Genomic DNA, 26,535 nt, shown 5'->3' with positions numbered 1-26,535 from the left:
CTAAGAAACAGCGGCTTCTAACAAACGAAGCCGTTTTTTATGGGCATCAAAATGGGCGTTTATGCCAATGGGAATGGTAAGGTTATGGGGTACATGCCCAAAGCTCATTCCGTACATTGCTGGAATGCCCAAGGGGGCTAACCGGTCCATAATTACTTCTTTTAATGTAAAGTTATCGCTTGTTTTTAGTCTATCGCAACCCTTAAACACTCCGAGTATTATTCCTTTGGCTTTGGGTAATGTAGCACTTCCCGCAAATTGTGTGAGCATACGGTCTATTCGATAAGGGGCTTCTTCCACCTCTTCCAAAAAGACCAATTTATCCGTAAAGTCAATTTCGTAAGGAGTGCCCATCATAGCAGTCACTAGAGAAAGATTGCCCCCTACGAGTTCGCCCTCACCGGTGCCACCGTAAATGGTATACCTATGGTATTCACTATTCATATAGTCCTCAGGGTCCGATAAAATCACATTTTTCATGGGTAGGATTTCCGGGCCTTCCATTACAATACGCTTAAAATAGGTTTGGCTGTATTCATCATCCAGTGTGATGCCCACTGGCCCGTGAAAACCAACCAATCCGGTTTCCTTATAAATGGTATTGATCAATGCCGTAATATCACTAAAACCAATTAGTGGCTTAGGATTTTGTTTGATAAGTTCATAATCCAGCAAATCAAGGATTCTTGTGCACCCATAACCGCCACGGGCACAAAGAATGGCATCTACATTTGGATTGGTGAACATTTCCATCAAATCTTTGGCCCGCTCCTCATCGGTATTGCTAAAATATCCCTCATAGTCTAAAACACGAGGGGTATGGTGGGTCTTGAATCCCATTTTCCCCAAAGTTTCCACAACAATGTAGAATTTTTCTGAATCTATGGAATATCCTGGGGCAACCAACCCAATGGTACCGCCCTTTTTAAGTTTTTTTGGCTTGATTCTGGACTGTTGTGATTCAAGTGGAACATTGCTCCACCCGGTTTTGGGGAATAAAGTTGTAGCCCCCAATGCAGTCAGGGATTTTAAAAAGATTCTTCTTTTAGACATGGAATCGAGCTTGCATTCGTATAACCAAGGATAAATTTCCACGGTAAAAATGCAAAAAAATAATGAATTGCCTGCCTGTTATTATTTGCTATTGCGCTGAGAACGTCGCAATTGCCTTTGAATTTTACGAATTGCTGACTCAATGGACTTCTCGGGTTCAATAATATTGTACTCGCCCCAAAAATCAGGGTCGGAGAAACCAATGGCCTCATCACTCAAAATTATTGATTTTTTTACCCTTTCCCGATTTCTTGGAAGTTGACCGGTCTCATTCTTTTCCCAATCAGTCACGGCCATCTCGGCAGTCATGCTATACAGCGAATTGAACAGTTTATCCGCCCAATCCACTTTAAACTCCATCATTACGCTGCTGTAACCATAATACCATTTACCGCCTTTTTCGCGATAATCAACTCGATAAGCCACTTGGGTAGGCCAAACATCCACTCCAGATGGTTTTCTACGCACAAAAAGTCGAGCGGCCATATCCTTGTCGGTGATATTAAGGTTATAAATGGCACTGGTCAAGGTTTTGTTTTCCACATCAATAAACAGTTCACCTCCGTACAATGGCTCCAAAATGGTTTCCAATTGGTTGAATTTAATGACATAGATCAAACGATTATTGATTCGCGTGGAACGGTCAAATGAAAACTTGTAGTTGTCAACGGAGCCTTCGGCAAAAATGTATTCTGGGTATTTCATGATATCCACATAAAGGGTGTTGAAGGGACCGCCCTGCAGTTTTAGGGCAACTGTATCCAACTTGCTGTAGTCTGTACTTTTTCGAGCCTTGTAGAGCTCAACGGCATCATTTCTAGTGGAATTGTAAGGTGTCTTGTAGATACTTACCACGGCTTCGGATAGGGATACATTTCTTCTTCGCTTTTTGATGGTCTCTCTATAAAACGCAGTCATTAAGGTGTGATCGTCAAAATAATTATCACCTTTCCGGGCTAGGGTTTCCTTAACAAGAGCTGTGGCATCCTTGGGAGCGTTAATATTGATTTCGGAAAGCTGTGTAACCGATACCAGCAGACCGATGGTGTTGCCTTCCGGTTGAAATTGAAGCAAAGGAATGGTCTTGGTTCGGTATCCCAAGAAGGATACAATGACATTCCCATCTGTAATTTCTTTGGGAACCTTCAATAAAAAATTACCTTCTGTATTGGTTATGGTGCTAATATTAGTGCCCTCAACAGAGATTGTGGCAAAAACCAAAGGCTTATTGGTGGATTCATCGACCACTTCACCCCGATATTGATTAAAATCATTGTCGTCCTGACCTTCCTGAAAAGCCCAAGATTGAGTCGGACAAAGCAAAACACCGACCAACATCAAAAAAACGAATGCTATTTTTTGGAAAAAACGGGTTATTAAGCGCATATCCATATTTTTTGTACCTAAAGATGTTATTAAAGATACAAAATTTTGGACATTGGAATCTGTTTGATTTTCTTAAAGTTTTAGTCTTAAACAGTTTAAAATCAATAAAAAACATGTTTAATCCACCATGAATAGAGCATTGGCAAAAAACAGTTTCCCATTTTCCCAAAAACCACGGAACAAAGGATTGTCCACCATATAAACAACCTGTCCGGAGCCAACATTCTCTACACCAAAAACAAGGGATTCCATTACTTTTTTCTGGGCTTCACTTCCGGCAAATCCTGAAAATGGTTTTGCGTTTTTTTCCAGATATACCGCATTGCCGCCATCTAGATAGTTGTAGCTGGCATTGCCCAGTTTTAGAGTGAAATAGTCTTTACCATACCCATATGCCAACGGATGGGTGTTATCTACTTTGGTCTTAAAAATTGCGCCGGTGATTGCATCTTTGATTCGTTCTCTTTCTGAGTTTTTATGTGGACTTGGCATATTGGTCGAAGAATCATTTTCCATTTCCTTTTTCTGAATTCCGAATCCGTTTTCCCCATCAAGGGCATCAATGGCTCCGCCCATGGCAATAATCTTTCCACCTTTTTTGACCCATTGTTGTAATTTTTGGAGTTGCTTTTCATTGAAATGGTCACCATATCGCCCTCCGGGAAGAATCAAGATGTTGTAGTCGTCCAAATCCACTTGATCGGCGTATGCATCGTCAATCACGGTTAGGGGATAGTACAATTGTTGTTCAAAAAAGTGCCAGATTTCACCAAAGCGCAGGGTGGAGGTTGGCCCTCCAGATAGCATGGCAATTTTTGGCTTGTTGATCATTTTAATGGAGGAAGAACCAAAGTCCTTACCCGAATCCACAAAGCCTGTTTTGGAACTGGTTATGCTTTTTCCATACTTGCCAGACGTGGTTTGAAGTATTTTCAGAAAATCTTCTTTGTATTGGTTGTCCCCTTTGGTAATGATCAAGGAACCTCTTTCAAAGGATTGCCCTTCAATGGAAAAAGGATGGTCTGCTTTTCGAACCCGGATTCCGGCCTTGAGCAATTCCGCAAGAAATTTTGCATCCTTTAGGCTGTTCCAATCTGTGATATAGGCATAACTATCAGGAGCAATGCTGGGACTAACTGCCGATTCAGTGGTTCCTTCATTGGAAGCAACCAAAGACGTGGAAGCAATGGCATCCAATCCATAAGCATATGGGAGCGACCAGGCGGTAATATCATAAGTAAGCGAATCACTTAATTTGGCATTGGGTTCAAACAACACTTTTACCAAAGTCCCTTTGGTCTGATTTGTGGAAACCACTAAACTGTTATTGGTAATGGGCATACTCCCACTACTACCCGTGTTGTAATCAAATCCTTTAACAGACCCAGAAGAAGGACTTCCAAACTCTATTTTGTGCTTTTCCAAAAGGGATTTTAGGGCGTCAATTTTATCCTTGTCCCCATTCAGCACATAGCTTTTATATTTAAAATTCTGGTTTTTATAGAATTTCTTGAATTCCGAGTTCAAAAGCGATGCATTTTGGGAGGAAACTTCTACGGTCGACATTCCTGTGGTGAAGTGATGGGCTATTCGGTCCTTTAGGGTAAGCGTATCACCAATCGCCGTAATAACGCCCAATCCACCTTGGCCTCCACCACCTTGTTCATAAGTCATACCAATCGCTCCATTGTAGGTTGGGTAGGTGTCACCGTAGCTTGGATAAAAAAGGTCAAAAACCTCTTTGGTGAAGTAAAACCAACCATTGGCATCAAAATATTTGGCGTGGTTTTTACCCAAAGTCACCTGAAAATCACGTTGGAAATCCGTTATCACTTCGTGATAAGGTTCCGCAGCAGGCGCAAAATAATACGGGTTGTTCATGCCTTGTTCATGAAAGTCCACATGCACATGGGGCAGCCACTCGTTATAGACCTTTAAACGTTGTTGACTCTCCACTTGGGTCAACCAGGCCCAATCACGGTTTAGGTCGAACATATAGTGGTTACTACGCCCATTCCACCAACCTTCGTGGTGTTCCTTACTATTGTAATCCACTTGGTAAGGTGTATTTTTATATTGATTGTACCAATTGCTATATCTATCTCTTCCATCTGGGTTGATACAAGGGTCCATAATGACGACTGTATTCTCCAAATACTGACTTTTGGAGGTCAAAAGTTCGTAAATGGTCTTCATGGAGGCCTCGGTACTCACACTTTCATTGCCATGTACATTGTAGCTCAACCAAACAATGGCCTTGGAAGTATTTCCACCTTCTTCAGTATCTTTTAAGTGTTCCTGACGAATGCTTTCCAAATTGGAGATATTCTCAGCGGAAGAGACATAGGCCAAAAGCAGGGGTCTACGCTCGTTGGTTTTTCCGTAAACGGTCAATTTTACCCTATTTGGAGCCTCTTTGGCCAGATATTCGTAATAATCAACTACTTCATGATGGCGTGTAAACTGAGTGCCCAGTTCATATCCCAAAAACTCGGATGGAGACTTTAATTGTGCTGATACGGATACAAAAAAGGTAAAAGTTGCAATGAACGGGAGTAAAAATTTTGTCATGAACAAGGTAATTAGTAGAAGCCAAATCTAACAATAAATTGACCTATTGTCATAATTTTTGTTTCAGAAGGCTAAAATGTAATTAACGTATTTTTAGGATGAGAAAAAAAGAAGAGGGTTATCTTTGACCACCTCATTGCAGTGTTAATGGAAGTAGATTGTATACCCTTTAAAGAAACCGGTTATTTTTCCAAGCTTATTTGCGATTATTTGGATCAACAGGAAAACCTGAAACCGTTTTATAACCGATTTCCCTCAGCTGAAAATTTTAAGGACCAAATTAAGGAAAAGAAGGCCAATTACCCACCTTCACACCGAAAGGTACTGGTGGAGGCCTTGAAGGGCCAATACAAAGGATTTGAGGTTTCAATTGCAACCCAAGACAACATTGCATCCTTGGCAAAGGAGAATACATTTACCATTATCACTGGCCACCAGCTGAATTTGTTCACAGGCCCGTTATACTTTTTGTACAAAATAGTATCGACCCTAAAGTTGGCCAAGGAGCTAAAAAATTCCCATCCCAATACTGATTTTGTGCCTGTGTATTGGATGGCTACGGAGGACCATGATTTTGAGGAAATCAATTATTTTAACCTGCACGGGAAAAAAATCCAATGGAACCGTTCCGCTTCAGGGGCGGTGGGAGCCTTGAGCACGGATGGGTTGGACGCTGTGTTTGAAATGTTATCCGCAGAGTTGGGCAATACAGGTAATGCGGAAGAGCTCAAAAAATTGTTCAAATCGGCCTATTTGGAACATTCCACATTAACAGATGCCACCCGCTATTTGGCCAATGCTTTATTTGGGGAAGAGGGGTTGGTTATTGTTGATGGCGACGATACGGCCTTAAAAAGACTGTTGATTCCCTATGCGGAGAAGGATATTTTTGAGCATGTTCCTTTTCATGAAATCTCCGAATCCATTGACCAACTATCCAAAGTGTCTTCGGATTATTCCATTCAGGTCAACCCTCGGGAAATCAATTATTTTTATTTAAAAGATGGGATTCGGGAGCGAATCGTGGAGAACCATGGGAAGTTTCATGTGTTCAACACCGAAATCAATTTTTCAGCGGATGAACTGCGAGACGAATTACAGCATCATCCAGAGCGATTTTCCCCGAACGTGGTGGCCCGCCCATTATACCAAGAGGTAATTTTGCCCAATCTCTGTTATATTGGTGGAGGAGGGGAGTTGGCCTATTGGTTGGAACTGAATTCGTATTTTGGGAAAATGGGGATTACCTTTCCCATGCTTTTGTTGCGCAATTCGGTCTTGGTCGTTACAGAGAAGCAGTCCAAAAAGTTGGAAAAGCTGGACTTGAAGCTTTCTCATCTCTTTTTAAAGCAGCATAGCTTTATCAACAAAAAAATTCGGGATATTTCCAATATAGATATTGATTTTTCGTCTCAAAAGAAGGTGTTGGAAGAACAATTTGAGCACATGTACCAATTGGCCAAGGAAACCGATAAGAGTTTTTTGGGAGCGGTAAAAGCACAAGAAGTAAAACAAAAGAAAGGGTTGGATGCGTTGGAAAAGCGTTTGCTCAAGGCCCAGAAAAGAAAACTCAAAGATCATGTCATTCGTATGACGGACCTCCAAAATGAACTTTTCCCTAACAGATCACTGCAAGAAAGACAGCTCAATTTTTCGGAACTCTATCTGGAAATGGGCCATGCTTTGATTCCATCCTTGTTGAATTCACTCGATCCTTACTGTAAAGAATTTACAATCATAAAATACTGATTTTAAATTAATTATAACTAAAAACCCGTTTTTTTCAAAAAAAAATTGTAACGGGGGTAGGGTATTTTTCCCTGCAATTGTTTCATATACGAAAATTGCTATGAAAATTTAAATTTGAGTTGGTTAACTCATATGTTTAGGTTGGTTTTGATTTTATTTAAAAGCCCCGGAGTGGTTCCCGGGGCTTTTGCCTTTTATAGATTCCTGTAAATTTTCAGCTAACATATAATCGAAGAAAGATTATCTGCTTTTTGCATCTTCAACCAATTTATTGAGGGCATCATTGGGGTCGCAACCCTCCAATTCAGCTCTTGATGTTTCAATCAACTCATTTTTACTAAAAATATTAAAGCTGCCCACTTCTTTTTCCTCACCATTAATGATTACAAAATGAGTGAATACTTCGGTATCATGGTTGTACACGAATCCGGCGCCACCAATGCCGTTGGTCAATTCTTCTACGCAAGCTTCCACATTGTCCCTTAAACTCTCCAATTCTTCAACAGTCGGTAACTGATCAACAATGTCCTGTGCTTCAATGCGGATACCATCAGCCTCTTCAATATATTTTACATTATCGGCTGCCTCAAGAAGCTGCGCTTTTTGACCGCTGGTTAAAATGGTTTCATTAATGGTCACGCTTCGTGTTGCAGTCATCTTCCATAAGTCTCCACAACCAAATGTCTTGTGTCCGTGTATAATGGTCACTGAAAATGTTCTGTTGATGCGATCTAAACCTGCCAAATCCCGAAGGGCTCCTTCCAATTCTGTTCGTGTAGTGGCATTATCATTTGTTTCGTTTACCGCGTTTTTTAATCGGGTCAGGGCGTTTCTGTGGCCTCGCACAATGGCATCAATCTGTCCAGAAAGGTTATCACTGCAAAGAATACGGTTGTAGTCGCTTAAATAGGAATTAATGGTACTCCTTCCCGATGCCAAGCCTGCCGCTACGGCATCGTCAATGGCGTCTTGTGCTTGGTCGATGATTCCAGGCAATGCGGCCCTCAGCCCGCGCAGACTTAGTTCCAATTCATATTGGTCTTCAGCATCTTGAAGATCTTGAATTGCCTGTTCTGTAGTCGCAATGGCTGCATCAATTTGTTCGGTTACAGTTTCCGAAATACCATCGGTAAAATTATCTGGGGTAGTGGCGATGCATTTGGTTTCGCTTTCGGTGAAAACCGCGGAAGCACCCCACACATCATCACCCGAAACCACCTCACCTTCCATGGTAAATGCTTCTGGAGTAGCTCTAACTGAGCCTTCCATACTTTGGTCACCCGTGGGCATTTGAATTTCAAATGAGCCCGACATGCCAATGTCAAAATTACCAGTTTGCTCCACAAAACCGTAGGCGTTGAGGTGTCCATCGGGCATAAGGGGAATAAAATTGGGCCACCATGATAAATCCGGGTCAACCAAACCATTGATAAAAGCCTTGGCAACTACCCCATCATTGGTAGAAGCCTCGGCCACTACGGCTGCACTTCCCGATCCAATGGGAAAACCAAAGGAAATAAAGGAGGTAATATCAAGAGATAAGTCCAACTGACCATTAATGCCAGAGCGATAGTTCACCCCAAAATCGGATTCCATGGGCTCGTCAAAATTTATATCGGCACTAAAACCCCTGTTTTGGTAATACATTCCCGAAGCTTCCAAAACTTTAAAAAAGGAGACCGTTCCCCCGGTAACTTGACTGGCCTGAAATGTAACTACATTCCCATCTACCGGGTTGGTGGGTACATACATAAAATTGGAACCAAAAGATGCGCCAAAGCTAACACTGGACAGCTTGTTATGACTTGAATCCCCGTCGCTTCCACCGTTATTGTCACCTTCATCTCCACCACCTAGTGCATCACCACCCAATGAAAAGAAGAACATGGGGTCGGTATAATCGGCAATAAAGGTGATATGGCCGCCTACCGGCGCCTCGATGGAAAGGGGTTTATGGGCATCTGGGTCATCATTGACGCCGAGTTTTAACTCCAAGCTGGCAGAAATGGCGAAAACAAAATAAGAGCGTTCATCTACCAGTTGTATTTCAAAGTCCCGATTCTCATTCAAAAATTTACCCGTAAAGAATCCAATATCTGCCTGGACGGGAGTCTCAAACTCAAAATAATTGGTAGGAGCGGGGATTTCCGTGGTACCACTCATACTTTTTAAAGTGCCATCATCATTAAATTGCACATCCAAATCTGCTTCGGCAAAAACGATTGGTTCACCAGAATCCATGTTCATGGTCAATGAGCCTTCAACGAGATAGCCGTTTTCTGTTTCGGTGACATCGCCCTCCGGTTCGAGGTCATCTTCGGTTATTCCAGAAGGGTCAGTGGGTTCTTCCTCATCACATTGGTTAGGGCATTGTTGGGGATTTCCGCAGGGGTTTTCTTTACATGGGTCCGCTCCTATGGGCTCAATATTATCTCCTTTACTACAGGAAATAGCCAATACTAGTATGAGTAGTACGGCAATTCCATGGAATGGTCTACGCATTGCTTTCATGATTTATAGTTTTGTGGTTAAACTTGATTGTTGCTTTGTGTGACCCGCCCGGTAACGGTCTGCAGCCCTTAGCCGAGCAAGACCACAAAACATTTGTCAAATTCATGACACAACAAACCTAAATCACTGATTACGAGCAATAAAATATGGAGGGTGGACAACAGGTGGACATACACAAATTAATTGTGGGACAATAGGTGGACACCTTGCTGAATAGCCTATTTTAAAGGGATAATACCAAATCTTGAAGTGAGTCTTCAGTAGTAATATCCAACTTTTTGCGGAGTCGGTACCGTGCTTTTTTGATGCCTTCGGGAGAAATATTGAGGATGTTGGCAATCTCCTTGGAAGACAAATTCATCTTTAAAAGTGACAAAAGTCGGAGCTCGTTGGAGGTCACTTGGGGGTATTTGGATTTTACATTACTATTGAAATCTTTATGGACCTCTTCAAAATAGCGGGAGAAATTCTCCCAATTATTATCGTCCTGTAAATCAAAATTGATGGTACGAATCAATTGTTGGTATCCTTTTTTGGAGTCCTCATTATGTTTGAGCTCCTCGGCCTTTTGTTTGAGGCCTTCCAAAACTTCATTCTTTTTGGCCAGATGCAAAGCATGGGTGGTCAATTCCTTCTTTTTGAAGGCGAGTTCTGCATCTACCTTTTCCTTTTCCAGTTTATTACGCTTCAGTTTTTGCCGGACACCATAAAATCCAAATCCAAAGACCAATACGGATAATCCAAGCCCGCCCCCCAAAAGCATTTTTTCAAGCTGGTTCACTTTAGCTTCTTGTTCGAGCAATGCAATTTGTTGCTCTTTTTTTTCGGTTTCATAAATGGTACGCAGTTCTTCAATTTGTTGGGATTTTGTGGTATTGAAAATGGAATCATTCAGGCTTATGAACTTTTTTTGGTCCTCCAGCGCATTTTGGAACTGACCGCTTTTTTCATAGGCAAGCGACCTACCTTCGTAGCCATCCTTAAGTTCGGCAAGGCTTTCAATGGAATCGGCCAAATGAATGGCCTTTGTGTGATTTTCTATAGCATCAGCCATTTGATTTTTCTCCAGAAACAAACTTCCCAATTCGTTGTAGGAACTCACATTATTGTTGGCCGTTGTTTTGCCCAGTGCAATGCTTTTGTTTAGAAAGTCTTCCGCTAGTTCTAGATTTCCCTTTTTTCGGTTGGCCAACCCCAAATTGTGGTAGCAGATGGCTTCAAAACCTTTTCTGCCTGAAGAAATAGAGATTTCTAGACTTTTGTTGAAATGCTCAATCCCCTTGTCAATCTCGTCAAGGCCAAGGTAAGCATAGCCAATTTCTGTATGTGTGATGCATTGCCAGAGAGGATTACCTTGTTCCTCAAAAATTTTAAGCCCTTCCAAAAGGGGAGACAGGGCGGCTTCATCGTTTCCTCGAAGGCTTTCTATTCGGCCTACCCCCACCAACATGTCGGCACGTTTTTCTAAATAGGGTTTCTCAAGGGAATCCAATCCACGGAGGCCATTCAACATGTATTTCACGCCAATTTCATAACTCGCTTTGTCCATGTATATGGTGGCAATTTCTCTATTGGTTTCAGCAATACGGATTCCACTTTTCATGTTTTTGGCAGTTTCCATAACCTTTTCATACAATTCAAGTGACTTGGTAAAATTGCCTTGTAATTGTTCAATCTTGGCCAAGCCATTAAAGGTTTTAAATTTCCCCTCATTGTCATCCAATTCTTCCCAAATGGATACTGCTTGCTCAAAATAATAATGAGCCGAATCAAAAGCGTAGATGCGACGATAGTAATTCCCATAATTGAAAAGCGCATCACCTTCCCCTTTTTTATAATTGAAGGTCTTTGAAAGCTGTAGCTGTTCCTTCACATAAGGCAATACATCTTCGGGTCTTTTTAAATGAAAAGTTCCATAATAGAGTTGGTCCAGCGTTTCAATTTTTTCAATTCCGTCCGGTTGATTTTCATATATGTTTAGAAGGCTATCGAGCCGCTCCTCTTTTTGGGCTTGAAGGGCGTAGCAAAAGAAAATCAGGTAGATTGAGACAAGGAATCTGGTTTTCATGGAGGCTGAATTACCTTCTAAAAATAGACATTTTGCCCCAACTTTATGAAAAAGAGGGATTTGAGCCGATAAAGGAAATGGTTTTTAGAATAATTCCTTGAAATGGGATTTCACCTCAAACAGAGTGGCATCCTTCATGGTGTCGAATCTAATATCAGCATGGCCCACACGCTCATCAGGACCTATTCCCACGCTGTGGAAGCCACCAGCTTTTGCAGCATCAACTCCTTTTTCGGCATCTTCAAAAACAATACAATTGGCTGGTGGGAGTTGTAACTTTTCCGAAGCATACAGGAAAATATCCGGAGCTGGTTTGCTTTTGGCCACACTGTTCCCATCGCCAATAACATCAAAATAGCCTGTTGCGTTGAGTTGCTGTAGCACTTTTTCCGCATTTTTGCTGGCACTTCCCAAGGCTACACTAAACCCTTCAGTTCTGAGGTGGGTCAACAATTCGCGGGCTCCAGGTAGGTAATCCTCTGGGGTAACCTTATCCAAACTAGAAACATAGAGGTCATTTTTTTTGGTGGCCAATTCAACAATGGTACTTTCATCCAAAGTAACCTTATTGTGTTCCATAATTACCTTAATGGAATCCATACGGGAGATACCCCTGAGCTTTTCATTGACCTCTCGGTCAAAATCCCACCCCATTTCATCTGCCAATGCCTTCCAAGCTTCGTAGTGTAGTTCGGCAGTATCGGTAATTACGCCATCCAAATCGAAGATAAACCCCTTGATCATGGTTAAGTGTTTAAGAATGGCAAAGAAATAACGAAATGTGTTAAGAAAAAAACTACATAACGTTATATTCGCTGAAATGAAACCCACTCATTTTGTTAGCGGGTCATTAATGCCTGTATGATATCCAGAGTAAAAATTGTTGGAATAACCTATGCATAATAAGTTGTTTACAAACTTGTCATAAATATCCCTTAAAAGATACTTTTTCAGAAAAACCAAATTGCTATTTTTGCCCATGCAGAACAACGTACTCATCCTGGATTTTGGTTCCCAGTACACTCAGTTGATCGCAAGGCGCGTTAGGGAACTCAACATTTACTCTGAAATTAAACCGTACAACAAGCTACCCGAAGACCTCTCGGAATTTAAAGCTGTAATTCTTTCGGGCTCTCCGTCTTCGGTCAGGGGAGACAATGCTCCGCATCCTGATTTGTCCGAAATAAAAGGCAAAAAGCCGTTGTTGGGTATTTGTTATGGAGCCCAATATCTATCCCATTTTAATGGAGGCAACGTGGCGCCATCGGCTACCCGGGAATACGGAAGGGCCAATCTATCTTTTGTAAAAGAAGGAGAGGAATTTTTAAAAGGACTGGGGGAAGGCAGCCAAGTTTGGATGAGCCATAGTGATACCATTAAAGAACTCCCCGAAGGGGCAATTCGGTTGGCCAGTACCCACGATGTGGAAAATGCAGCCTATAAGATTGATGGTGAACCAACATTTGGAATCCAATTTCACCCTGAAGTGTACCATACCACCGATGGCAAAAAACTACTGGAAAACTTTTTGGTGAACATTGCAGGCTTAAAACAAGACTGGACTCCAGATGCCTTTGTGGAGACCACGGTGGAGGAACTCAAAAAGCAGATTGGGGATGACAAGGTGATTTTGGGTCTTTCTGGAGGAGTGGATTCCAGTGTGGCAGCCATGTTACTGCACAAAGCCATAGGAAAACACCTTCATTGCATTTTTGTGAACAATGGTCTGCTCCGTAAAAATGAGTTTAGTAGTGTTTTGGACCAATACGAACACATGGGGCTCAATGTGAAGGGTGTGGATGCTTCGGCACGTTTTTTGGATGCATTGAAGGGTGAATCGGACCCAGAGAAGAAACGAAAGATTATTGGTGGCGTCTTTATTGATGTTTTTGACGATGAGGCCCACAAAGTGGAAAATGCCAAATGGTTGGCGCAAGGTACCATTTATCCGGACCGTATTGAATCCGTTTCGGCGAGTGGTGGGCCATCCGCAGTGATCAAAAGTCACCATAATGTGGGTGGGTTGCCCGATTATATGAAATTGAAGATAGTGGAACCCTTAAAAATGTTGTTCAAGGATGAGGTGAGAAGAGTAGGGGCCAGCATGGGAATGGAAGATTTTATTTTGGGGAGACACCCTTTTCCGGGACCAGGCTTGGGAATCCGTATCTTAGGGGATATTACCGCAGAAAAAGTGGCCATTTTGCAAGAAGTGGATGCCATTTTTATTGACGGATTGAAAAAATGGGGACTTTATGACAAGGTTTGGCAGGCCGGAGCCATGCTTTTGCCCGTAGATAGTGTAGGGGTCATGGGAGATGAACGAACGTATGAAAAATGTGTGGCCCTGCGAGCGGTTGAAAGTACGGATGGAATGACGGCAGATTGGGTAAATTTGCCGTATGAATTCCTACAAAAGACCTCCAATGATATAATAAATAAGGTCAAAGGCGTTAATAGAGTAGTGTATGACATTAGCTCAAAGCCACCGGCAACTATAGAATGGGAATGAAAAAATATATTTTACAACTGGGTTTTGTGGTCTTTTTGTTGACCTCAATCTCAGTTTCTGCACAGAACAAGTATGAAACACATGCCGTAAAGGAAGGGGAGACCCTTCAAAGTATTTCACAGCAGTATCGGGTTACGCCCTATAGTATCCTTCAGGCCAATAAAGAAATCAAAAGTGCTGCGGATGTAAAGGAAAACACCATTTTGATCATTCCTTTAAACGGAGCTGTTACGGTTGAGAAAGAAAAACCCAAGGAAGAAGTTCAGCAAGAACCCAAACCTATAGGATTTACACGTCATCGTGTTCGCAGGAAGGAGACGCTCTTTGGACTTACCCAGAAATACGAGATTACCGAAGAGCAACTGAAACGATACAATACGCAGTTATATTCAGAATCCTTGCAAAAAGGAATGGTGCTGCAAATCCCAAAATTTCCAGAGATAGACCCGAATGAGGAGCGCGAGTTGGATTTTGAAACCTACATTGTTCAGCCTAAGGAAACCCGATGGAGCATTGCCCACAAATATGGCATTACTGTAGATAGTCTTTTGGTGCTCAATCCAGATTTGAGTGCGACGTCCAATTATCTGGCAGCAGGGCATGAACTAAAGTTGCCCCGTCCCAAAGGCGATAGTTTGAAGGAACAAAAAGTCGAGATTTTCACTTCCTACACTGTACCCTCCAAAATGACCTTGTACAGCTTGGGCAGGGAATATGGCATTCCTTCGGATTCCATCGTAAAACTGAACCCCGAGATTATGGAAGTGGGAGGCCTAAAAGAAGGTATGGTCATCCGTTTGCCTAAAAAACAGGACAATTCCGGAGTGGTAAACACAGACAATTATATTTTTTATGAGGTAAAACCGAAGCAAAATATCTTTAGGCTTACCCAAAACCTCAAAATGACCCGAGAGGAACTTTTTCGCTTGAACCCTGCTTTGGAAAATGGGCTCAAGGCGGGAATGGTGTTAAAGCTTCCAAAAGAAAAAGCTGATGTACTTCAGGTAAAAAATGCTTTGGTTTTGGATAAAATCAATCTATTGGATAGCGTAAATGTTGAGAATAGACCCAAAGTGGTCTTCATGTTGCCATTTCGCCTGGACCGGATTGATATCAATAACAAAGAGAAAACAGAAAATCAAATCAAGACTAGACGGGATTTGACCCTAAGCCTTGGTTTTTATTCAGGAGCCTTGGTAGCTCTGGATTCCATTAAAAAGTTGGGAGTTTCGGTAGATGTAAAAACCTATGATACCGAGTTGAATCAGGCCAAAGTGAAGGAAATTCTTTTTAGGGAAAACTTGCAGGGCGTAAAAGCCATTATTGGTCCTATTGCTTCGGGTTCTTTGAACGAAGTGGCCGTGCAAGCGGCATCAAAAAATATTCCTGTGATTGCTCCCATTTCTTCAGATAGCGAATTCAGTCATTCCAATGTATTCTTTTCAGTGCCTAGGGAAGAGGTACTTCGGGATAAGATGCTTTCCTATATGGAGAAGATATACACGGATGAAAATGTGATCATCATTGCAGATTCCACCCATCAGGTGGCGCATGATTCCATTTTGAGTAAGTTTCCTGCCGCACAGATTGCAAAGGTCATCGACAATAAATCCTTGCATTTGGATGAATTTTTGATAAAACTTTCAGAAGACAAGGAAAATTGGGTGTTCTTGGAAACCGATCAACCTAATATGGTGGCAAGTGTTACCTCTATATTGAATTCTGCCAACACTGCCAGTCTGATTTCTGAGAAAGAAACCCAAATCAAGGTTCGCATGTTTACTACAAGTTATAATAGCGCATTTGAGGATGATGCCATTTCCAGTACCCATCTATCCAACTTGCGGTTCACCTACCCTTCTTTGTATAGGGAAGCAGGGAATGATTCTTTTGTAAAGGCATATCAACAAAGATTCAGCGGATTAAAACCAGACCGATACGCGGTACGTGGCTTTGATGTGACTTTTGATGTATTGTTGAAACTGGCGCACAAGAACAATCTATTTGAAACCTCCAAGATTATCGGTCTTACAGAATATACAGGGAACAGTTTTGATTATTTCAACAACTGGACTTCGGGCTATTTTAATAGAGCTTGTTATATTATGCAGTATGATAGTTTGGAAATTAAAGAAGTGAAATTGGATGACCTCAAAAATAACCTATAACGGAGAGTTGCGGACCACATGTCTTCATGTGCGATCAGGCAATGAATTTATAACAGATGCTCCTGTAGACAACGCTGGAAAAGGAGAGGCTTTTTCTCCTACCGATACAGTGGCCACAGCATTGGCAAGCTGTATGCTGACTACCATGGCCATAAAAGCACCCAAATGGGAAGAACAACTTGTGGGAGCCACTGTTGAAATTACCAAGCACATGGTCTCGAATCCCAGAAGGATTTCAAAGATTGAGGTAAAGCTGGAACTTTCGGCGGCCATTGATGAGGACGGCAGAAAAGAACTTGAGCATATTGCCCATACGTGTCCCGTGCAATATTGTCTTCACCCTGACATAGAAAGAGTAATCGATTTTCATTGGATAAAATAATACCCATAGGATGTTTGCTATTTCTTGGTTTTTTGGGTTTTGGACAAGAAATCGAGGAGGGTGTCCTTTGGAATCCCAATATACGTCTTACCTGGGCCGATTTTAAGGGAAAAGTACCTCCGGCAGCTCAACCGGCAGCCACAACGGCCAGTGGTATCAGTTATACCTACTCTGCAAATTTATTACACCATGAGGTTCACCTGGATTATGAAGTCAATGCCTATTTCTACCCTAATGAATCTTGGTATAGACCTACTCTGTGCGACGAGAATACGTTGAGCCATGAGCAGCTTCATTTTGATATTTCAGAACTTTTTGCCCGAAAAATGCGGGATCGATTGGATCGCACCTCTTTTTCAGATGATGTAAAAGCTGAAATCCGAAAGATTTATCAAGAAATACTACAAGAGCTCCAGGACTATCAGGACCAATATGATTGGGAGACCAATTTTTCTAGAAATCGGGAGAAGCAGGTAGAATGGAACCAAAAAATTGCCAAGGCACTCCAACTTGATGAATGAATACTGTCATTTTTAGGCGTAGCCAATCTTTTGGACCTAGTACCACTTAGGTTTTATCCAATAATCTTCTATGGTAGTTGATTTGTCCAAGATGATAATTTAAATGGGAATGCAGATGAATCAGCATTTTTCCCATTTCTATGGGTTTTTCCCAGACTAGAATGGGAAAATCGTTGTTCAAATCTGACTCTTCAAGTGAATTCAATCCCTTGGAAACAACGGCAATAGTTTGATCAATACCCTCAATCAGTTCACTTTTACTGACATTTTTTAATGAGAATTCATCATCACGTTGTCTTATATAACCACTATTGGCTAGGCCTGCTCCAATAAAAGCATTTAGATTGCCGATAAGGTGCAGACAAAGGTTGCCTCCACAGTTGGCAATGTTATGTTCCACCACCCATAAATTTTCCTCACGGGTGTATAGGTTGATTTCTTCCTTTAATTTGTTGAGGTCCCGTTCAAATAATTCTACTAGTGCATCTAGGATCATAGTTTGGTTTTCAGATTAGGTGAAAGAATGAGGTAGAAGTTACCTGCCAAAAATACTACTGATTGGTCGTAGGGAAGTATTATAACTTATCCAGTTCCTGTTTAATTTTTTCTTCTAAGATGTATTCTTGTGCGGCAGTAATTTTTATGCCTGTCAGGTTTTAAGAAAATAGCCGCTGTTAATTTTTCGGGAGAATTGAACCATTACTAAGACGGTTATGCCGTATTAAGAGACATTATTTTACCAATTTAATGGAAATGTTAGTCCAACAGCAAATGCTCCGGCGAACTGTTCAACGGTGGGTTGAAAGAAGTAGGTAAGTCCAAGGTCCACATTATTATATCGTCCCAATTCCAATCCCAACGAGAAAGGGATATGGTAGATTACCCCACTCTTACTAATATCATCAAAAAAGGTAAAGGTTTCAAACTTTCCAACTGAAACCCCTATTCCTCCCTCCACATAGGGTGCTATCCATGGTATGGGTGCTTTCAATCTTGTTTTTCCACCAAGCAGAAAGGCTTTGGATTCAGCTTTCTCCGTGGTTGGATTGTTGTCTAGATCTTTTCCGTTGGAATTTGTAAAGATAAAACCTGCATACGGTCTAAATTCTACCCAGGAAGCCGCTGTTAAAACCAATTCGCCTTGAAGAAAAAAACCACCATTAGCTACATTGGAAAAACTATCGTAGGGTGCGCTGAGCCCATATCCAATTTGGGCATTCAATGATTTTTCTTTAATAAACTGCGCTTTAGTGATATGTGAAATCAGAAGCAGTAACAGGATGAGCAACTTGTTTTTCATGATATGGTGCAAAGGTGGGTTAGTGATTGGTCTTGAAGTTTTTAGAGAATCTTAATCCCTCAACTGAAACAGTAAATCCATAACCTCAATTTCGGGTGGTTCGGACATTTCATAGGCCGCTGGAATGCTTTTGGCCAAATCAGATTCCTTATAGGCCATCAACGCTTCCCTGGATTCCCAAATATAGATGCCACTGTACAACCCTTCACCTCGTTTTACGTAGTATTTTTGCACAAGTCCAGGAAACGCCTTGAACTGCGGTTCACGCTCTTTTGCCCTTCGCAACAGCTCTTCTTCGGATAAGGCACTCTTTACTTTAACAATTAATAGTATCATGGTAGTTGCGTTTACACATCACACCGCATAAACCCATCTTTTAGAGCAGCAATCTTATCATCCCAAGTAACAATAAACTCTTGGGCCACATACCCCTTAAATCCTGTTGCTTGAATTGCTTTGATGATAGCAGGGTAGTAGAGTTCTTGGGTCTCATCAATCTCATGGCGGCCGGGAACCCCAGCGGTATGGTAGTGTCCAAAATAGGGGTGGTAGTTCTGTATACTACGTATAATATCCCCTTCCTGAATCTGCATGTGGTAGATATCAAACAACAATTTAAAGTTGTCGCTGCCCAAATGCTTGCAGAGTTCCACGCCCCAAATAGAGCTGTCGCACATATAATCAGGGTGGTTTTGCTGATTAAAAAGTTCCATTTGAATGACCACTCCGTGCTTTTCGGCTAGTGGCATAATTTTGGAAAGCCCATCCACACAGTTTTGCAATCCCACATAATCGTTCATGCCCCTGCGGTTACCACTAAAGCAAATAAGGTTGGTATACCCTGCCTCCGCTACCTTCGGAATGATTTCTGTGTAATTCTTGATAAGCTGATCATGGAACTTGGGGTTGTTCCACCCATCTTCTAAATTGATTTCCGCCCCATTGCACATGGAACAATGAATGTCATATTTTTTTAAGATGTGCCATCTATCCGGACCTATCAAATCAATGGCTTTTACGCCCAGTTCATTCAAGGTCTGTAAAAACTCCTCAAAGGGAATATCATTAAAACACCATTCGCAAACACTGTGGTTGATATTGTGCTTTAGTTTAAAATCTTTGTGTGCTTCTTTGTTCTGGGCAAAGCCAGACACGGATGCCAATCCGGCGGAACCCGCAGCGGCAGTGGCAATAAAATTTCTTCGTTTCATTTTTTGGGATAGATTGTTCTGCGAAAGATAGTACATTAGACCTACAAATGGAAATGCAACCCAACTCAGAACAACTTTTGGAACTGGCCCATTACAAAATGCCCTTTGGGAAATACAAGGGGCGTTATTTGGTGGATTTACCATTACCGTATCTGGTCTGGTTCAGGCAAAAAGGTTTTCCCGAAGGGAAACTCGGAAACTACCTCAATACCATGCTCACCATTAAAGATGAAGGCTTGGAGCCGCTCATCAGAAAATTACAAAAAGATTTTCCGAAGGAATCCTCCTGATTTCTGCGCAGCAATTTGTAACTTTACGCCCCGTAATAGAAAGATCAATATGTCACAGACCAAGTACATTTTCGTTACGGGAGGCGTTACCTCGTCATTGGGGAAAGGAATTATCGCCGCATCCTTGGCTAAACTACTGCAAGCCAGGGGTTACCGCACTACCATACAAAAACTAGATCCTTACATTAATGTTGATCCGGGAACGTTGAACCCATACGAACATGGCGAGTGTTATGTGACCGATGATGGTGCCGAAACCGATTTGGATTTGGGCCATTACGAGCGTTTTTTGAACGTTCGCACCTCACAGGCCAATAATGTGACCACGGGTAGGATTTACCAAAGTGTCATTGAAAAAGAACGTCGAGGTGAATTTTTGGGGAAGACCGTTCAGGTGGTGCCCCATATTACCAACGAGATTAAGGAACGCATCCAAAACTTGGGTAAAAGTGGTGAGTATGATATCGTAATCACCGAAATTGGTGGTACCGTGGGTGACATTGAGTCACTACCATATATTGAAGCAGTGCGACAATTGCTCTGGGAACTGGGTGAGCACAACGGCATTGTGGTCCACTTGACCTTGGTTCCGTTTTTATCCGCCGCAGGCGAATTAAAGACCAAGCCGACCCAACACTCCGTAAAAACCTTGATGGAAAGTGGTATTAAGGCCGATATTTTGGTTTGCCGTACCGAACATGAAATTTCCGATGACATCAAGGAAAAACTGGCCCTCTTCTGTAATGTGAAGAAAGAGGCTGTTATTCAATCCATTGATGCTTCTACCATATATGATGTCCCGATTTTGATGCAAGAGGAAGGCCTCGATACCGTGGCCTTGGAAAAATTGGCCTTGCCTAATGATACCGAGCCGAATCTGGACCAATGGAAAGAATTCTTAAAACGGCACAAGAATCCTAAGAATAAAGTTACCATTGGCTTGATTGGGAAGTATGTGGAGCTACCTGATTCGTACAAATCCATTCAGGAAGCCTTTATCCATGCTGGAGCAGCCAATGAAGTTGAGGTTGAGGTACGTTCCATTCATTCGGAGCATCTTGAAGCAAAAAACATCGATAAAAAATTGATGGGCTTGGATGGCCTTTTAGTCGCCCCAGGTTTTGGTGAACGTGGCATTGAAGGGAAGGTAAAGGCCGTTCAATATGCGCGTGAGAACGATATTCCATTTTTGGGGATTTGCCTAGGTATGCAAATGGCCGTAATTGAGTTTGCCCGTAATGTGTTGGGCTTGGAAGGTGCCAATTCCACCGAAATGGATAAAGACACCCCTCATCCTGTCATTAGTTTGATGGAAGAACAAAAATCAATCACCGATATGGGCGGTACCATGCGTTTAGGAGCTTGGGATTGCCATTTAAGTGAAGGCAGTTTGGTGCAAAAAGTCTATGGAGCCAGTGATATTGCTGAGCGACACCGCCACCGTTTTGAATTCAACAATGAATACAAGCAGCAAATGGAAGAGGCGGGATTACAACCTACTGGTTTCAATCCCAAGACGGGATTGGTGGAAGTAATCGAGATTCCGTCCCATCCGTGGTTCATTGGTGTACAGTACCACCCCGAGTACCGAAGTACCGTTGCTAGTCCACATCCATTGTTTGTGGGCTTTGTAAAAGCGGTATTGGTGCAGAAACAACAACAAAAGAATGCCAGTTTGGCATAAACTGCGGTTTTGGACATATATTTGCCACCTGAAATACCGATAATAGATTTCTACTAAATAATTTTCATGGAAGAGAAGAAGCTGGATATCAATTCCATTATTGGATTTGTACTGATTTTTGGGATACTCATCTTTATGTTTTACCAAAATCAACCTACCCCAGAAGAGTTGGAGGCACAAAAAGCTGAACAAGAACAAGTTGAGGCTGCCACTAAAAAAGCCGAGGAAGAAACCGAAAATGCTCCCATAAACCAATCACAGCCTGTTAATTTACAGGATTCCACCGCAGTGGCCAATTACAAAAGTGCTGTTGGGGCCTTTGGCTTTACCCAAGCTTCCGATGGAACTACCACCTTGGAGAATGAGGTGCTGTATTTAGAAGTTTCCAATAAAGGTGGACAGATTGTGGAGGCCAAAATGAAGAATTTTGTCACCTACGATTCCGTTCCAGTGTATTTGGTGAAAGATGGAAACGCCAACTTTGCGCTTAATTTCTCTACCAACGATAATAGGGTGCTCAGTACGGCCGATTTGTATTTTGAGCCATCATTGACAAAGAATGGTGACAATCAAGTACTTTCCCTGAAGGCCAAAGTGGCCAATAACCAGTTTTTGGAGTATCGCTACGAAATGAAACCGAATGATTACTTGGTCGATTTTACGGTGCGTTCCCAAGGGTTGAACGGTGTCATAAACAGTACAAGGCCCATAGAATTGAATTGGGACTTAAAAGGTATTCGTCACAATAAAAGTGTACAGTACGGAAATCGGTATACCCGTTTAACCTACAATCATGATGACGGAAAAATCAGCAAACTTTCTGAGTCAAGTGATTTGGATGAAGAAACCGAAGAAGATATAAAATGGTTATCGTACCGTCAGCACTTTTTTAGTTCCATTTTGGCGACAGACAATCATTTTAAAACAGCCCAACTCAGTTCCAAGAATTTGGTGGAGGAGGAAAGTAAGGAAGTACATTTTACAAAAGCATATAGCACCAAGGCTCCTTTGGAGCTTCAAGGTGGGGAACTTTCCCAAAATATGCACTGGTATTACGGTCCAACTGATGTAAAAGTATTGGACGATTACAAAGAATTGGGCATTGTGGAATCCATTCCCTTTGGTTGGGGTATCTTCGGATGGATCAACCGCTACATTTTTACCCCGTTCTTTGGGTTCTTAAGTTCTTTCTTGCCATTCGGTATTGCTATTATTTTAATGACCATTGTGGTACGATTGGCCTTATCGCCCGTAACCTATAAGTCCTATCTCTCACAGGCCAAAATGAAGGTGTTGAAGCCTGAGATTACCGAAATCAATGAGAAGTACAAGGACAACGCCATGAAGAAGCAGCAAGAGACCATGAAGCTGTACAACAAGGCCGGGGTGAGTCCCATGAGCGGTTGTATTCCAGCATTGTTGCAGTTGCCCATTTTCTATGCGCTCTTCATGTTTTTCCCAACCTCGTTTTCACTACGACAAAAATCTTTCTTGTGGGCAGAAGATTTGTCTTCTTACGATACCATTTTTGAATTGCCATTTACCATTCCATTTTATGGAGACCACGTGAGTCTATTCCCGATTTTGGCATCGGTAGCCATCTTCTTTTATATGATGATGACCACAGGGCAGAGCATGCAGATGCAACAGCAGCCAGGCATGCCCAACATGAAGTTCATCATGTACCTATCACCCATTATGATGTTGTTCTTCTTTAATAACTATGCAAGTGGGTTGAGTTTGTACTACTTTATCTCCAACCTGATTACCATTTTCATCATGTTGGCCATAAAGAACTACATTTTGGATGAGGATAAAATCCATGCCCAAATTCAGGAGAACAAGAAAAAGCCGAAAAAAGAGAACAAGTTCCAACGCAAGATGCGTGAGATGATGGAACAGGCCGAAGAGCAGAAAAAATCTGGTAGAAGATAGTTTTGGATTAAAATTTAGGGTCAACCATTAAACCTTTTGGTTTTTTGGCGGTCTTAACCGGTATCTGACCATAAATTTTAAATCTATGAAACAATTACATCTAGTACTGTTCCTATTTGCCTTTTTATCTGTGGGCTCCATGGAATATGTGGAGGCCCAGGTTTACACCCGACATGAGAAACGAGTGATACGACGTAAGGTGCGTCGGCATAACCGTCGTGTGGTTCGAAGAACGTTACGCCGTTTACCAGCCAATACCCGTCCCATTGTTTACCGAAGAATTTCATATTACCCTGTGGGCGGCATGTACTACGTACAGCGCAAAGGTGTATACGTAAGAACTTTTCCACCAAGGGGCTTCCGATTGCGGGTTTTACCTGCAACTACAGTTGTTTTGACAGTTCGAGGTATTGCCTATCGTTATGCCGATGGCGTTTTTTATCGAGAGATGAATGGCGAATATGAAGTCGCTGCAACGCCCATTGGAGCAGTGGTAAAAGAGTTACCTCAAGATGCAGAGGAAATCGATTTTGACGGCGTTCCCGCTTATGAACTCAACGAAGCGGTATATCGGGCGGTTGAAGATGGTTACGAAATTATTGAAGTGCTTGAAGAAGAAGATCAGTGAATTACAAGAATCTTCAAATTAAACAAAAAAACTCCCTCAAGTTGTTGGGGGAGTTTTCCATTTGTAGGTATAGTTTGGAAAGATTTGGGACTTCAAAGATGCGGCATTGTGGTTGGTAAAAAAATTAATAGTTGTCAAAACAGGGTTTTTTGTATGGTAAAATGACTCCTTTTGATGTCTCATCGATGAACGGTAAACCCTATCGATAAAATGCCTACAGAAATGGATTTTTAAGGTGCTTTTTTGTGGTATTTGTCCCACTTTGTAAGGTATGTGCCAAACTATGGACTACATACGGCCACTGAAGACTATTTTGTATTTTTGTACCCATAATCACTAGTAATGAAAAAGGTTGTTGTAGGACTTTCTGGAGGAGTGGATTCTAGCGTTACCGCCTATCTTTTAAAAGAACAGGGGTACGAGGTGATTGGACTGTTCATGAAAAATTGGGTGGATGATTCTGTTATCATCTCCGAAGAATGCCCTTGGGTTGAGGACAGCAATGATGCCTTGATTGTTGCAGAAAAACTCGGAATACCGTTTCAAACAGTCGATTTAAGTGCCGAATACAAGGAGCGCATTGTGGACTATATGTTCAGTGAGTATGAAAAAGGAAGGACCCCTAATCCCGATGTACTCTGTAATCGTGAGATCAAATTTGATGTATTCCTGAAAATTGCCCTGCAATTGGGTGCCGATTATGTGGCCACAGGCCATTATTGCCGAAAAGGCACTATCAAAAATGAAGACGGTACCGAAACCTATCAATTGTTAGCTGGCGTGGATAAGAATAAAGATCAATCGTATTTCTTGTGTCAATTGTCACAGGAACAGCTTTCCAAAGCATTGTTTCCCATTGGCGGATTGACCAAACCCGAAGTACGAAAAATTGCTGCTGAAAATGATTTGATCACGGCTGACAAAAAGGATTCCCAAGGACTTTGTTTTGTGGGAAAGGTACACCTACCCGAATTTTTACAACAAAAGTTGAGTCCAAAAAAAGGAGTCATTGTGGAAGTGCCCACGGATGCCTCACAATTCTCGATTTCTGTTCCCACTTTCCAAAATAAACGGGAAGAACTGGCTTTCAATGCTGAAAAGCCACTATATTCAGAAGCTGATGGAAGAGTGGTAGGAGAGCACCAAGGGGCACATTATTTTACCATCGGTCAGCGAAAAGGACTTAATGTCGGTGGAACCAAAGAACCTTTGTTCGTGATTGATACCGATGTGGAGAAAAACATCATCTACACCGGACAAGGAAAATTACATCCTGGATTGTACCGTCATACCCTTTTTGTGAACGAGGACGAACTACATTGGGTACGCCCTGATTTGGCCTTAAAAGTGGACGAAACTATGCAGGTCATGGCCCGTATTCGATACCGACAACCCTTACAAGAGGCAACCCTCTATAAAATAGAGAATGGGTTGTATGTAGACTTTAAGGAAAAGCAATCTGCTATCACTGAGGGCCAGTTTGTGGCTTGGTATCTGGATGATGAATTGGTAGGGTCTGGGGTAATTTCATAGCTTCTTAGTATCTTTCGTTATTCTGAATCTCATGGATTTTAACCATCATGAAATTCAAGCTAACTATTTAGAATGACGAACAAAATCACGCAACTTTTTGGGATACAATACCCTATTATTCAAGCTGGGATGGTCTGGGCCAGTGGTTGGCGATTGGCCTCTGCGGTTTCCAATGCAGGCGGATTGGGACTCTTGGGCGCTGGCAGCATGTATCCAGAAGTTCTCCAAGAGCACATCGAAAAATGTAAAAAAGCCACAGACAAGCCTTTTGGGGTGAACGTTCCCATGCTCTACCCTGATATTGACCGGCTGATGCAGATTATTGTGGATTCTGGAGTGAAAATTGTGTTCACTTCTGCAGGAAACCCAAAAACCTGGACCTCTTTTTTGAAAGAAAAAGGCGTCACCGTAGTGCATGTGGTGAGCAGTGTAAAGTTTGCCTTAAAAGCCCAAGAAGCAGGTGTGGATGCCATTGTAGCAGAAGGCTTTGAAGCAGGCGGTCATAACGGAAGGGATGAAACGACCACGATGGTTTTGATTCCTTCGGTAAAGGAAAAAATTACTATTCCGTTGATAGCCGCAGGGGGAATTGCAACAGGTAGGGCCATGCTGGCAGCGATGATACTTGGTGCTGATGGCGTTCAGGTAGGAAGTCGGTTTGTGGCCAGCCAAGAAGCATCATCCCATGAGCTTTTCAAGCAAAGGGTGGTGAACGCCCAAGAAGGGGATACTCATCTTACACTCAAAGAATTAGCTCCAGTCCGACTTCTAAAAAACAAATTCTATCAAGATGTACAGGAGGCTTATGCCAAGGGTGCTTCTGCTGAGGAATTGAAAATCTTACTGGGTCGTGCACGGGCCAAAAAAGGCATGTTTGAAGGCGATATGGAGGAAGGGGAACTCGAAATTGGTCAAGTTTCGGGGTTGATTCATGAGATTAAGCCAGCCGAAGCAATTGTCCAAGACATCATGAAAGAGTTTAATTTGGCCAAAAAAGAGGTGCAAGGCCTTTAAAAATAGGGGGATTACTCAA

At 42.1% G+C, this 26,535-nt stretch carries 21 protein-coding genes; 11 read left to right on the top strand and 10 right to left on the bottom strand.

What is annotated here, in order from left to right; translation table 11 throughout:
• From J0X14_RS17115 to J0X14_RS17105, 3 genes are all read right to left on the bottom strand, one after another.
• On the bottom strand, positions 1-1,053 hold the full coding sequence (locus J0X14_RS17115; protein ID WP_207099038.1) for an LD-carboxypeptidase: 1,053 nt from the start codon (positions 1,051-1,053) through the stop codon (positions 1-3).
• An 81-nt stretch (positions 1,054-1,134) separates the two neighbouring features.
• Positions 1,135-2,439: a carboxypeptidase-like regulatory domain-containing protein gene (locus tag J0X14_RS17110; RefSeq protein ID WP_207099037.1), complete on the bottom strand. Its 1,305-nt coding sequence runs from the start codon at positions 2,437-2,439 to the stop codon at positions 1,135-1,137.
• A 117-nt stretch (positions 2,440-2,556) separates the two neighbouring features.
• On the bottom strand, positions 2,557-5,010 hold the full coding sequence (locus J0X14_RS17105; protein ID WP_207099036.1) for a M14 family metallopeptidase: 2,454 nt from the start codon (positions 5,008-5,010) through the stop codon (positions 2,557-2,559).
• Positions 5,011-5,157: 147 nt separating this feature from the next.
• Here J0X14_RS17105 and bshC point away from each other — a divergent pair, with 147 nt between their 5' ends.
• A complete protein-coding gene (gene bshC / locus J0X14_RS17100) occupies positions 5,158-6,759 on the top strand; it encodes a bacillithiol biosynthesis cysteine-adding enzyme BshC (protein WP_207099035.1) in 1,602 nt (533 codons plus the stop codon).
• A 240-nt stretch (positions 6,760-6,999) separates the two neighbouring features.
• Here the strand turns inward: bshC and J0X14_RS17095 are convergent, their stop codons facing one another.
• The 3 genes from J0X14_RS17095 to pgmB form a co-directional block, all read right to left on the bottom strand.
• Entirely contained in the window at positions 7,000-9,270 is a 2,271-nt protein-coding gene (locus J0X14_RS17095; RefSeq protein ID WP_207099034.1) for a hypothetical protein, read from the bottom strand.
• A gap of 223 nt (positions 9,271-9,493) precedes the next feature.
• A complete protein-coding gene (locus J0X14_RS17090) occupies positions 9,494-11,338 on the bottom strand; it encodes a tetratricopeptide repeat protein (protein WP_207099033.1) in 1,845 nt (614 codons plus the stop codon).
• 84 nt (positions 11,339-11,422) lie between these two features.
• Positions 11,423-12,082 carry a beta-phosphoglucomutase gene (gene pgmB / locus J0X14_RS17085; protein ID WP_207099031.1) on the bottom strand — a complete coding sequence of 220 codons (660 nt, stop codon included), beginning with the start codon at positions 12,080-12,082 and terminating at the stop codon, positions 11,423-11,425.
• 235 nt (positions 12,083-12,317) lie between these two features.
• On the opposite strand from pgmB, the gene guaA reads away from it, so the two are divergent.
• Genes guaA through J0X14_RS17065 form a run of 4 tightly spaced genes read left to right on the top strand, consistent with a single transcriptional unit; the run spans position 12,318 to position 16,921 of the window.
• Positions 12,318-13,850, top strand: a complete 1,533-nt coding sequence (gene guaA / locus J0X14_RS17080) for a glutamine-hydrolyzing GMP synthase (protein ID WP_207099030.1) — start codon at positions 12,318-12,320, stop codon at positions 13,848-13,850.
• On the top strand, positions 13,847-16,018 hold the full coding sequence (locus J0X14_RS17075) for a LysM peptidoglycan-binding domain-containing protein (protein ID WP_207099028.1): 2,172 nt from the start codon (positions 13,847-13,849) through the stop codon (positions 16,016-16,018). Before guaA ends, J0X14_RS17075 begins: the two co-directional genes overlap by 4 nt.
• Positions 15,996-16,400 carry an OsmC family protein gene (locus tag J0X14_RS17070; RefSeq protein ID WP_207099027.1) on the top strand — a complete coding sequence of 135 codons (405 nt, stop codon included), beginning with the start codon at positions 15,996-15,998 and terminating at the stop codon, positions 16,398-16,400. The genes J0X14_RS17075 and J0X14_RS17070 overlap by 23 nt, the downstream gene beginning before the upstream one ends.
• The gene (locus J0X14_RS17065) at positions 16,388-16,921 is read left to right on the top strand and encodes a DUF922 domain-containing protein (protein WP_207099026.1); all 534 of its coding nucleotides are present in this window, start codon (positions 16,388-16,390) and stop codon (positions 16,919-16,921) included. The genes J0X14_RS17070 and J0X14_RS17065 overlap by 13 nt, the downstream gene beginning before the upstream one ends.
• Before the next feature lie 46 nt (positions 16,922-16,967).
• Here J0X14_RS17065 and J0X14_RS17060 read toward each other — a convergent pair whose 3' ends face one another.
• The 4 genes from J0X14_RS17060 to J0X14_RS17045 form a co-directional block, all read right to left on the bottom strand.
• The gene (locus J0X14_RS17060; RefSeq protein ID WP_207099025.1) at positions 16,968-17,417 is read right to left on the bottom strand and encodes a DUF1572 family protein; all 450 of its coding nucleotides are present in this window, start codon (positions 17,415-17,417) and stop codon (positions 16,968-16,970) included.
• 240 nt (positions 17,418-17,657) lie between these two features.
• Positions 17,658-18,221 carry a hypothetical protein gene (locus tag J0X14_RS17055; protein ID WP_207099024.1) on the bottom strand — a complete coding sequence of 188 codons (564 nt, stop codon included), beginning with the start codon at positions 18,219-18,221 and terminating at the stop codon, positions 17,658-17,660.
• A gap of 51 nt (positions 18,222-18,272) precedes the next feature.
• Positions 18,273-18,557: a hypothetical protein gene (locus J0X14_RS17050; protein WP_207099023.1), complete on the bottom strand. Its 285-nt coding sequence runs from the start codon at positions 18,555-18,557 to the stop codon at positions 18,273-18,275.
• A gap of 11 nt (positions 18,558-18,568) precedes the next feature.
• Complete coding sequence (locus J0X14_RS17045; protein WP_207099022.1) at positions 18,569-19,432, bottom strand: hydroxypyruvate isomerase family protein; 864 nt, start codon at positions 19,430-19,432, stop codon at positions 18,569-18,571.
• 47 nt (positions 19,433-19,479) lie between these two features.
• Between J0X14_RS17045 and J0X14_RS17040 the strand changes: the two genes are divergently transcribed.
• The 6 genes from J0X14_RS17040 (at position 19,480) to J0X14_RS17015 (ending at position 26,516) form a co-directional block, all read left to right on the top strand.
• A complete protein-coding gene (locus tag J0X14_RS17040) occupies positions 19,480-19,722 on the top strand; it encodes a DUF3820 family protein (protein ID WP_207099021.1) in 243 nt (80 codons plus the stop codon).
• 49 nt (positions 19,723-19,771) lie between these two features.
• Positions 19,772-21,406: a CTP synthase gene (locus J0X14_RS17035; protein WP_207099020.1), complete on the top strand. Its 1,635-nt coding sequence runs from the start codon at positions 19,772-19,774 to the stop codon at positions 21,404-21,406.
• A gap of 66 nt (positions 21,407-21,472) precedes the next feature.
• Positions 21,473-23,341: a membrane protein insertase YidC gene (gene yidC, locus J0X14_RS17030; protein ID WP_207099019.1), complete on the top strand. Its 1,869-nt coding sequence runs from the start codon at positions 21,473-21,475 to the stop codon at positions 23,339-23,341.
• Between the two features lie 85 nt (positions 23,342-23,426).
• The gene (locus J0X14_RS17025) at positions 23,427-23,969 is read left to right on the top strand and encodes a DUF6515 family protein (protein WP_207099018.1); all 543 of its coding nucleotides are present in this window, start codon (positions 23,427-23,429) and stop codon (positions 23,967-23,969) included.
• A 342-nt stretch (positions 23,970-24,311) separates the two neighbouring features.
• Positions 24,312-25,502: a tRNA 2-thiouridine(34) synthase MnmA gene (gene mnmA, locus J0X14_RS17020; RefSeq protein WP_207099017.1), complete on the top strand. Its 1,191-nt coding sequence runs from the start codon at positions 24,312-24,314 to the stop codon at positions 25,500-25,502.
• A 72-nt stretch (positions 25,503-25,574) separates the two neighbouring features.
• A complete protein-coding gene (locus J0X14_RS17015; protein ID WP_207099016.1) occupies positions 25,575-26,516 on the top strand; it encodes an NAD(P)H-dependent flavin oxidoreductase in 942 nt (313 codons plus the stop codon).
• The last annotated feature ends 19 nt before the right edge of the window (positions 26,517-26,535 follow it).

This window comes from Allomuricauda sp. CAU 1633 (genome assembly GCF_017313225.1).
Classification (GTDB): Bacteria; Bacteroidota; Bacteroidia; order Flavobacteriales; family Flavobacteriaceae; genus Flagellimonas.
The sequence above is the reverse complement of the archived record's forward strand: the minus strand, read 5'-3'. Positions and strand labels throughout refer to the sequence as shown.

Excerpts from the sequence above, each read along its gene's own strand:
- J0X14_RS17115 (WP_207099038.1), bottom strand. The coding sequence starts at position 1,053 with ATGTCTAAAAGAAGAATCTTTTTAAAATCCCTGACTGCATTGGGGGCT.
- J0X14_RS17110 (WP_207099037.1), bottom strand. The coding sequence starts at position 2,439 with ATGCGCTTAATAACCCGTTTTTTCCAAAAAATAGCATTCGTTTTTTTG.
- J0X14_RS17105 (WP_207099036.1), bottom strand. The coding sequence starts at position 5,010 with ATGACAAAATTTTTACTCCCGTTCATTGCAACTTTTACCTTTTTTGTA.
- bshC (WP_207099035.1), top strand. The coding sequence starts at position 5,158 with ATGGAAGTAGATTGTATACCCTTTAAAGAAACCGGTTATTTTTCCAAG.
- J0X14_RS17095 (WP_207099034.1), bottom strand. The coding sequence starts at position 9,270 with ATGAAAGCAATGCGTAGACCATTCCATGGAATTGCCGTACTACTCATA.
- J0X14_RS17090 (WP_207099033.1), bottom strand. The coding sequence starts at position 11,338 with ATGAAAACCAGATTCCTTGTCTCAATCTACCTGATTTTCTTTTGCTAC.
- pgmB (WP_207099031.1), bottom strand. The coding sequence starts at position 12,082 with ATGATCAAGGGGTTTATCTTCGATTTGGATGGCGTAATTACCGATACT.
- guaA (WP_207099030.1), top strand. The coding sequence starts at position 12,318 with ATGCAGAACAACGTACTCATCCTGGATTTTGGTTCCCAGTACACTCAG.
- J0X14_RS17075 (WP_207099028.1), top strand. The coding sequence starts at position 13,847 with ATGAAAAAATATATTTTACAACTGGGTTTTGTGGTCTTTTTGTTGACC.
- J0X14_RS17070 (WP_207099027.1), top strand. The coding sequence starts at position 15,996 with ATGACCTCAAAAATAACCTATAACGGAGAGTTGCGGACCACATGTCTT.
- J0X14_RS17060 (WP_207099025.1), bottom strand. The coding sequence starts at position 17,417 with ATGATCCTAGATGCACTAGTAGAATTATTTGAACGGGACCTCAACAAA.
- J0X14_RS17055 (WP_207099024.1), bottom strand. The coding sequence starts at position 18,221 with ATGAAAAACAAGTTGCTCATCCTGTTACTGCTTCTGATTTCACATATC.
- J0X14_RS17050 (WP_207099023.1), bottom strand. The coding sequence starts at position 18,557 with ATGATACTATTAATTGTTAAAGTAAAGAGTGCCTTATCCGAAGAAGAG.
- J0X14_RS17045 (WP_207099022.1), bottom strand. The coding sequence starts at position 19,432 with ATGAAACGAAGAAATTTTATTGCCACTGCCGCTGCGGGTTCCGCCGGA.
- J0X14_RS17040 (WP_207099021.1), top strand. The coding sequence starts at position 19,480 with ATGGAAATGCAACCCAACTCAGAACAACTTTTGGAACTGGCCCATTAC.
- J0X14_RS17035 (WP_207099020.1), top strand. The coding sequence starts at position 19,772 with ATGTCACAGACCAAGTACATTTTCGTTACGGGAGGCGTTACCTCGTCA.
- yidC (WP_207099019.1), top strand. The coding sequence starts at position 21,473 with ATGGAAGAGAAGAAGCTGGATATCAATTCCATTATTGGATTTGTACTG.
- J0X14_RS17025 (WP_207099018.1), top strand. The coding sequence starts at position 23,427 with ATGAAACAATTACATCTAGTACTGTTCCTATTTGCCTTTTTATCTGTG.
- mnmA (WP_207099017.1), top strand. The coding sequence starts at position 24,312 with ATGAAAAAGGTTGTTGTAGGACTTTCTGGAGGAGTGGATTCTAGCGTT.
- J0X14_RS17015 (WP_207099016.1), top strand. The coding sequence starts at position 25,575 with ATGACGAACAAAATCACGCAACTTTTTGGGATACAATACCCTATTATT.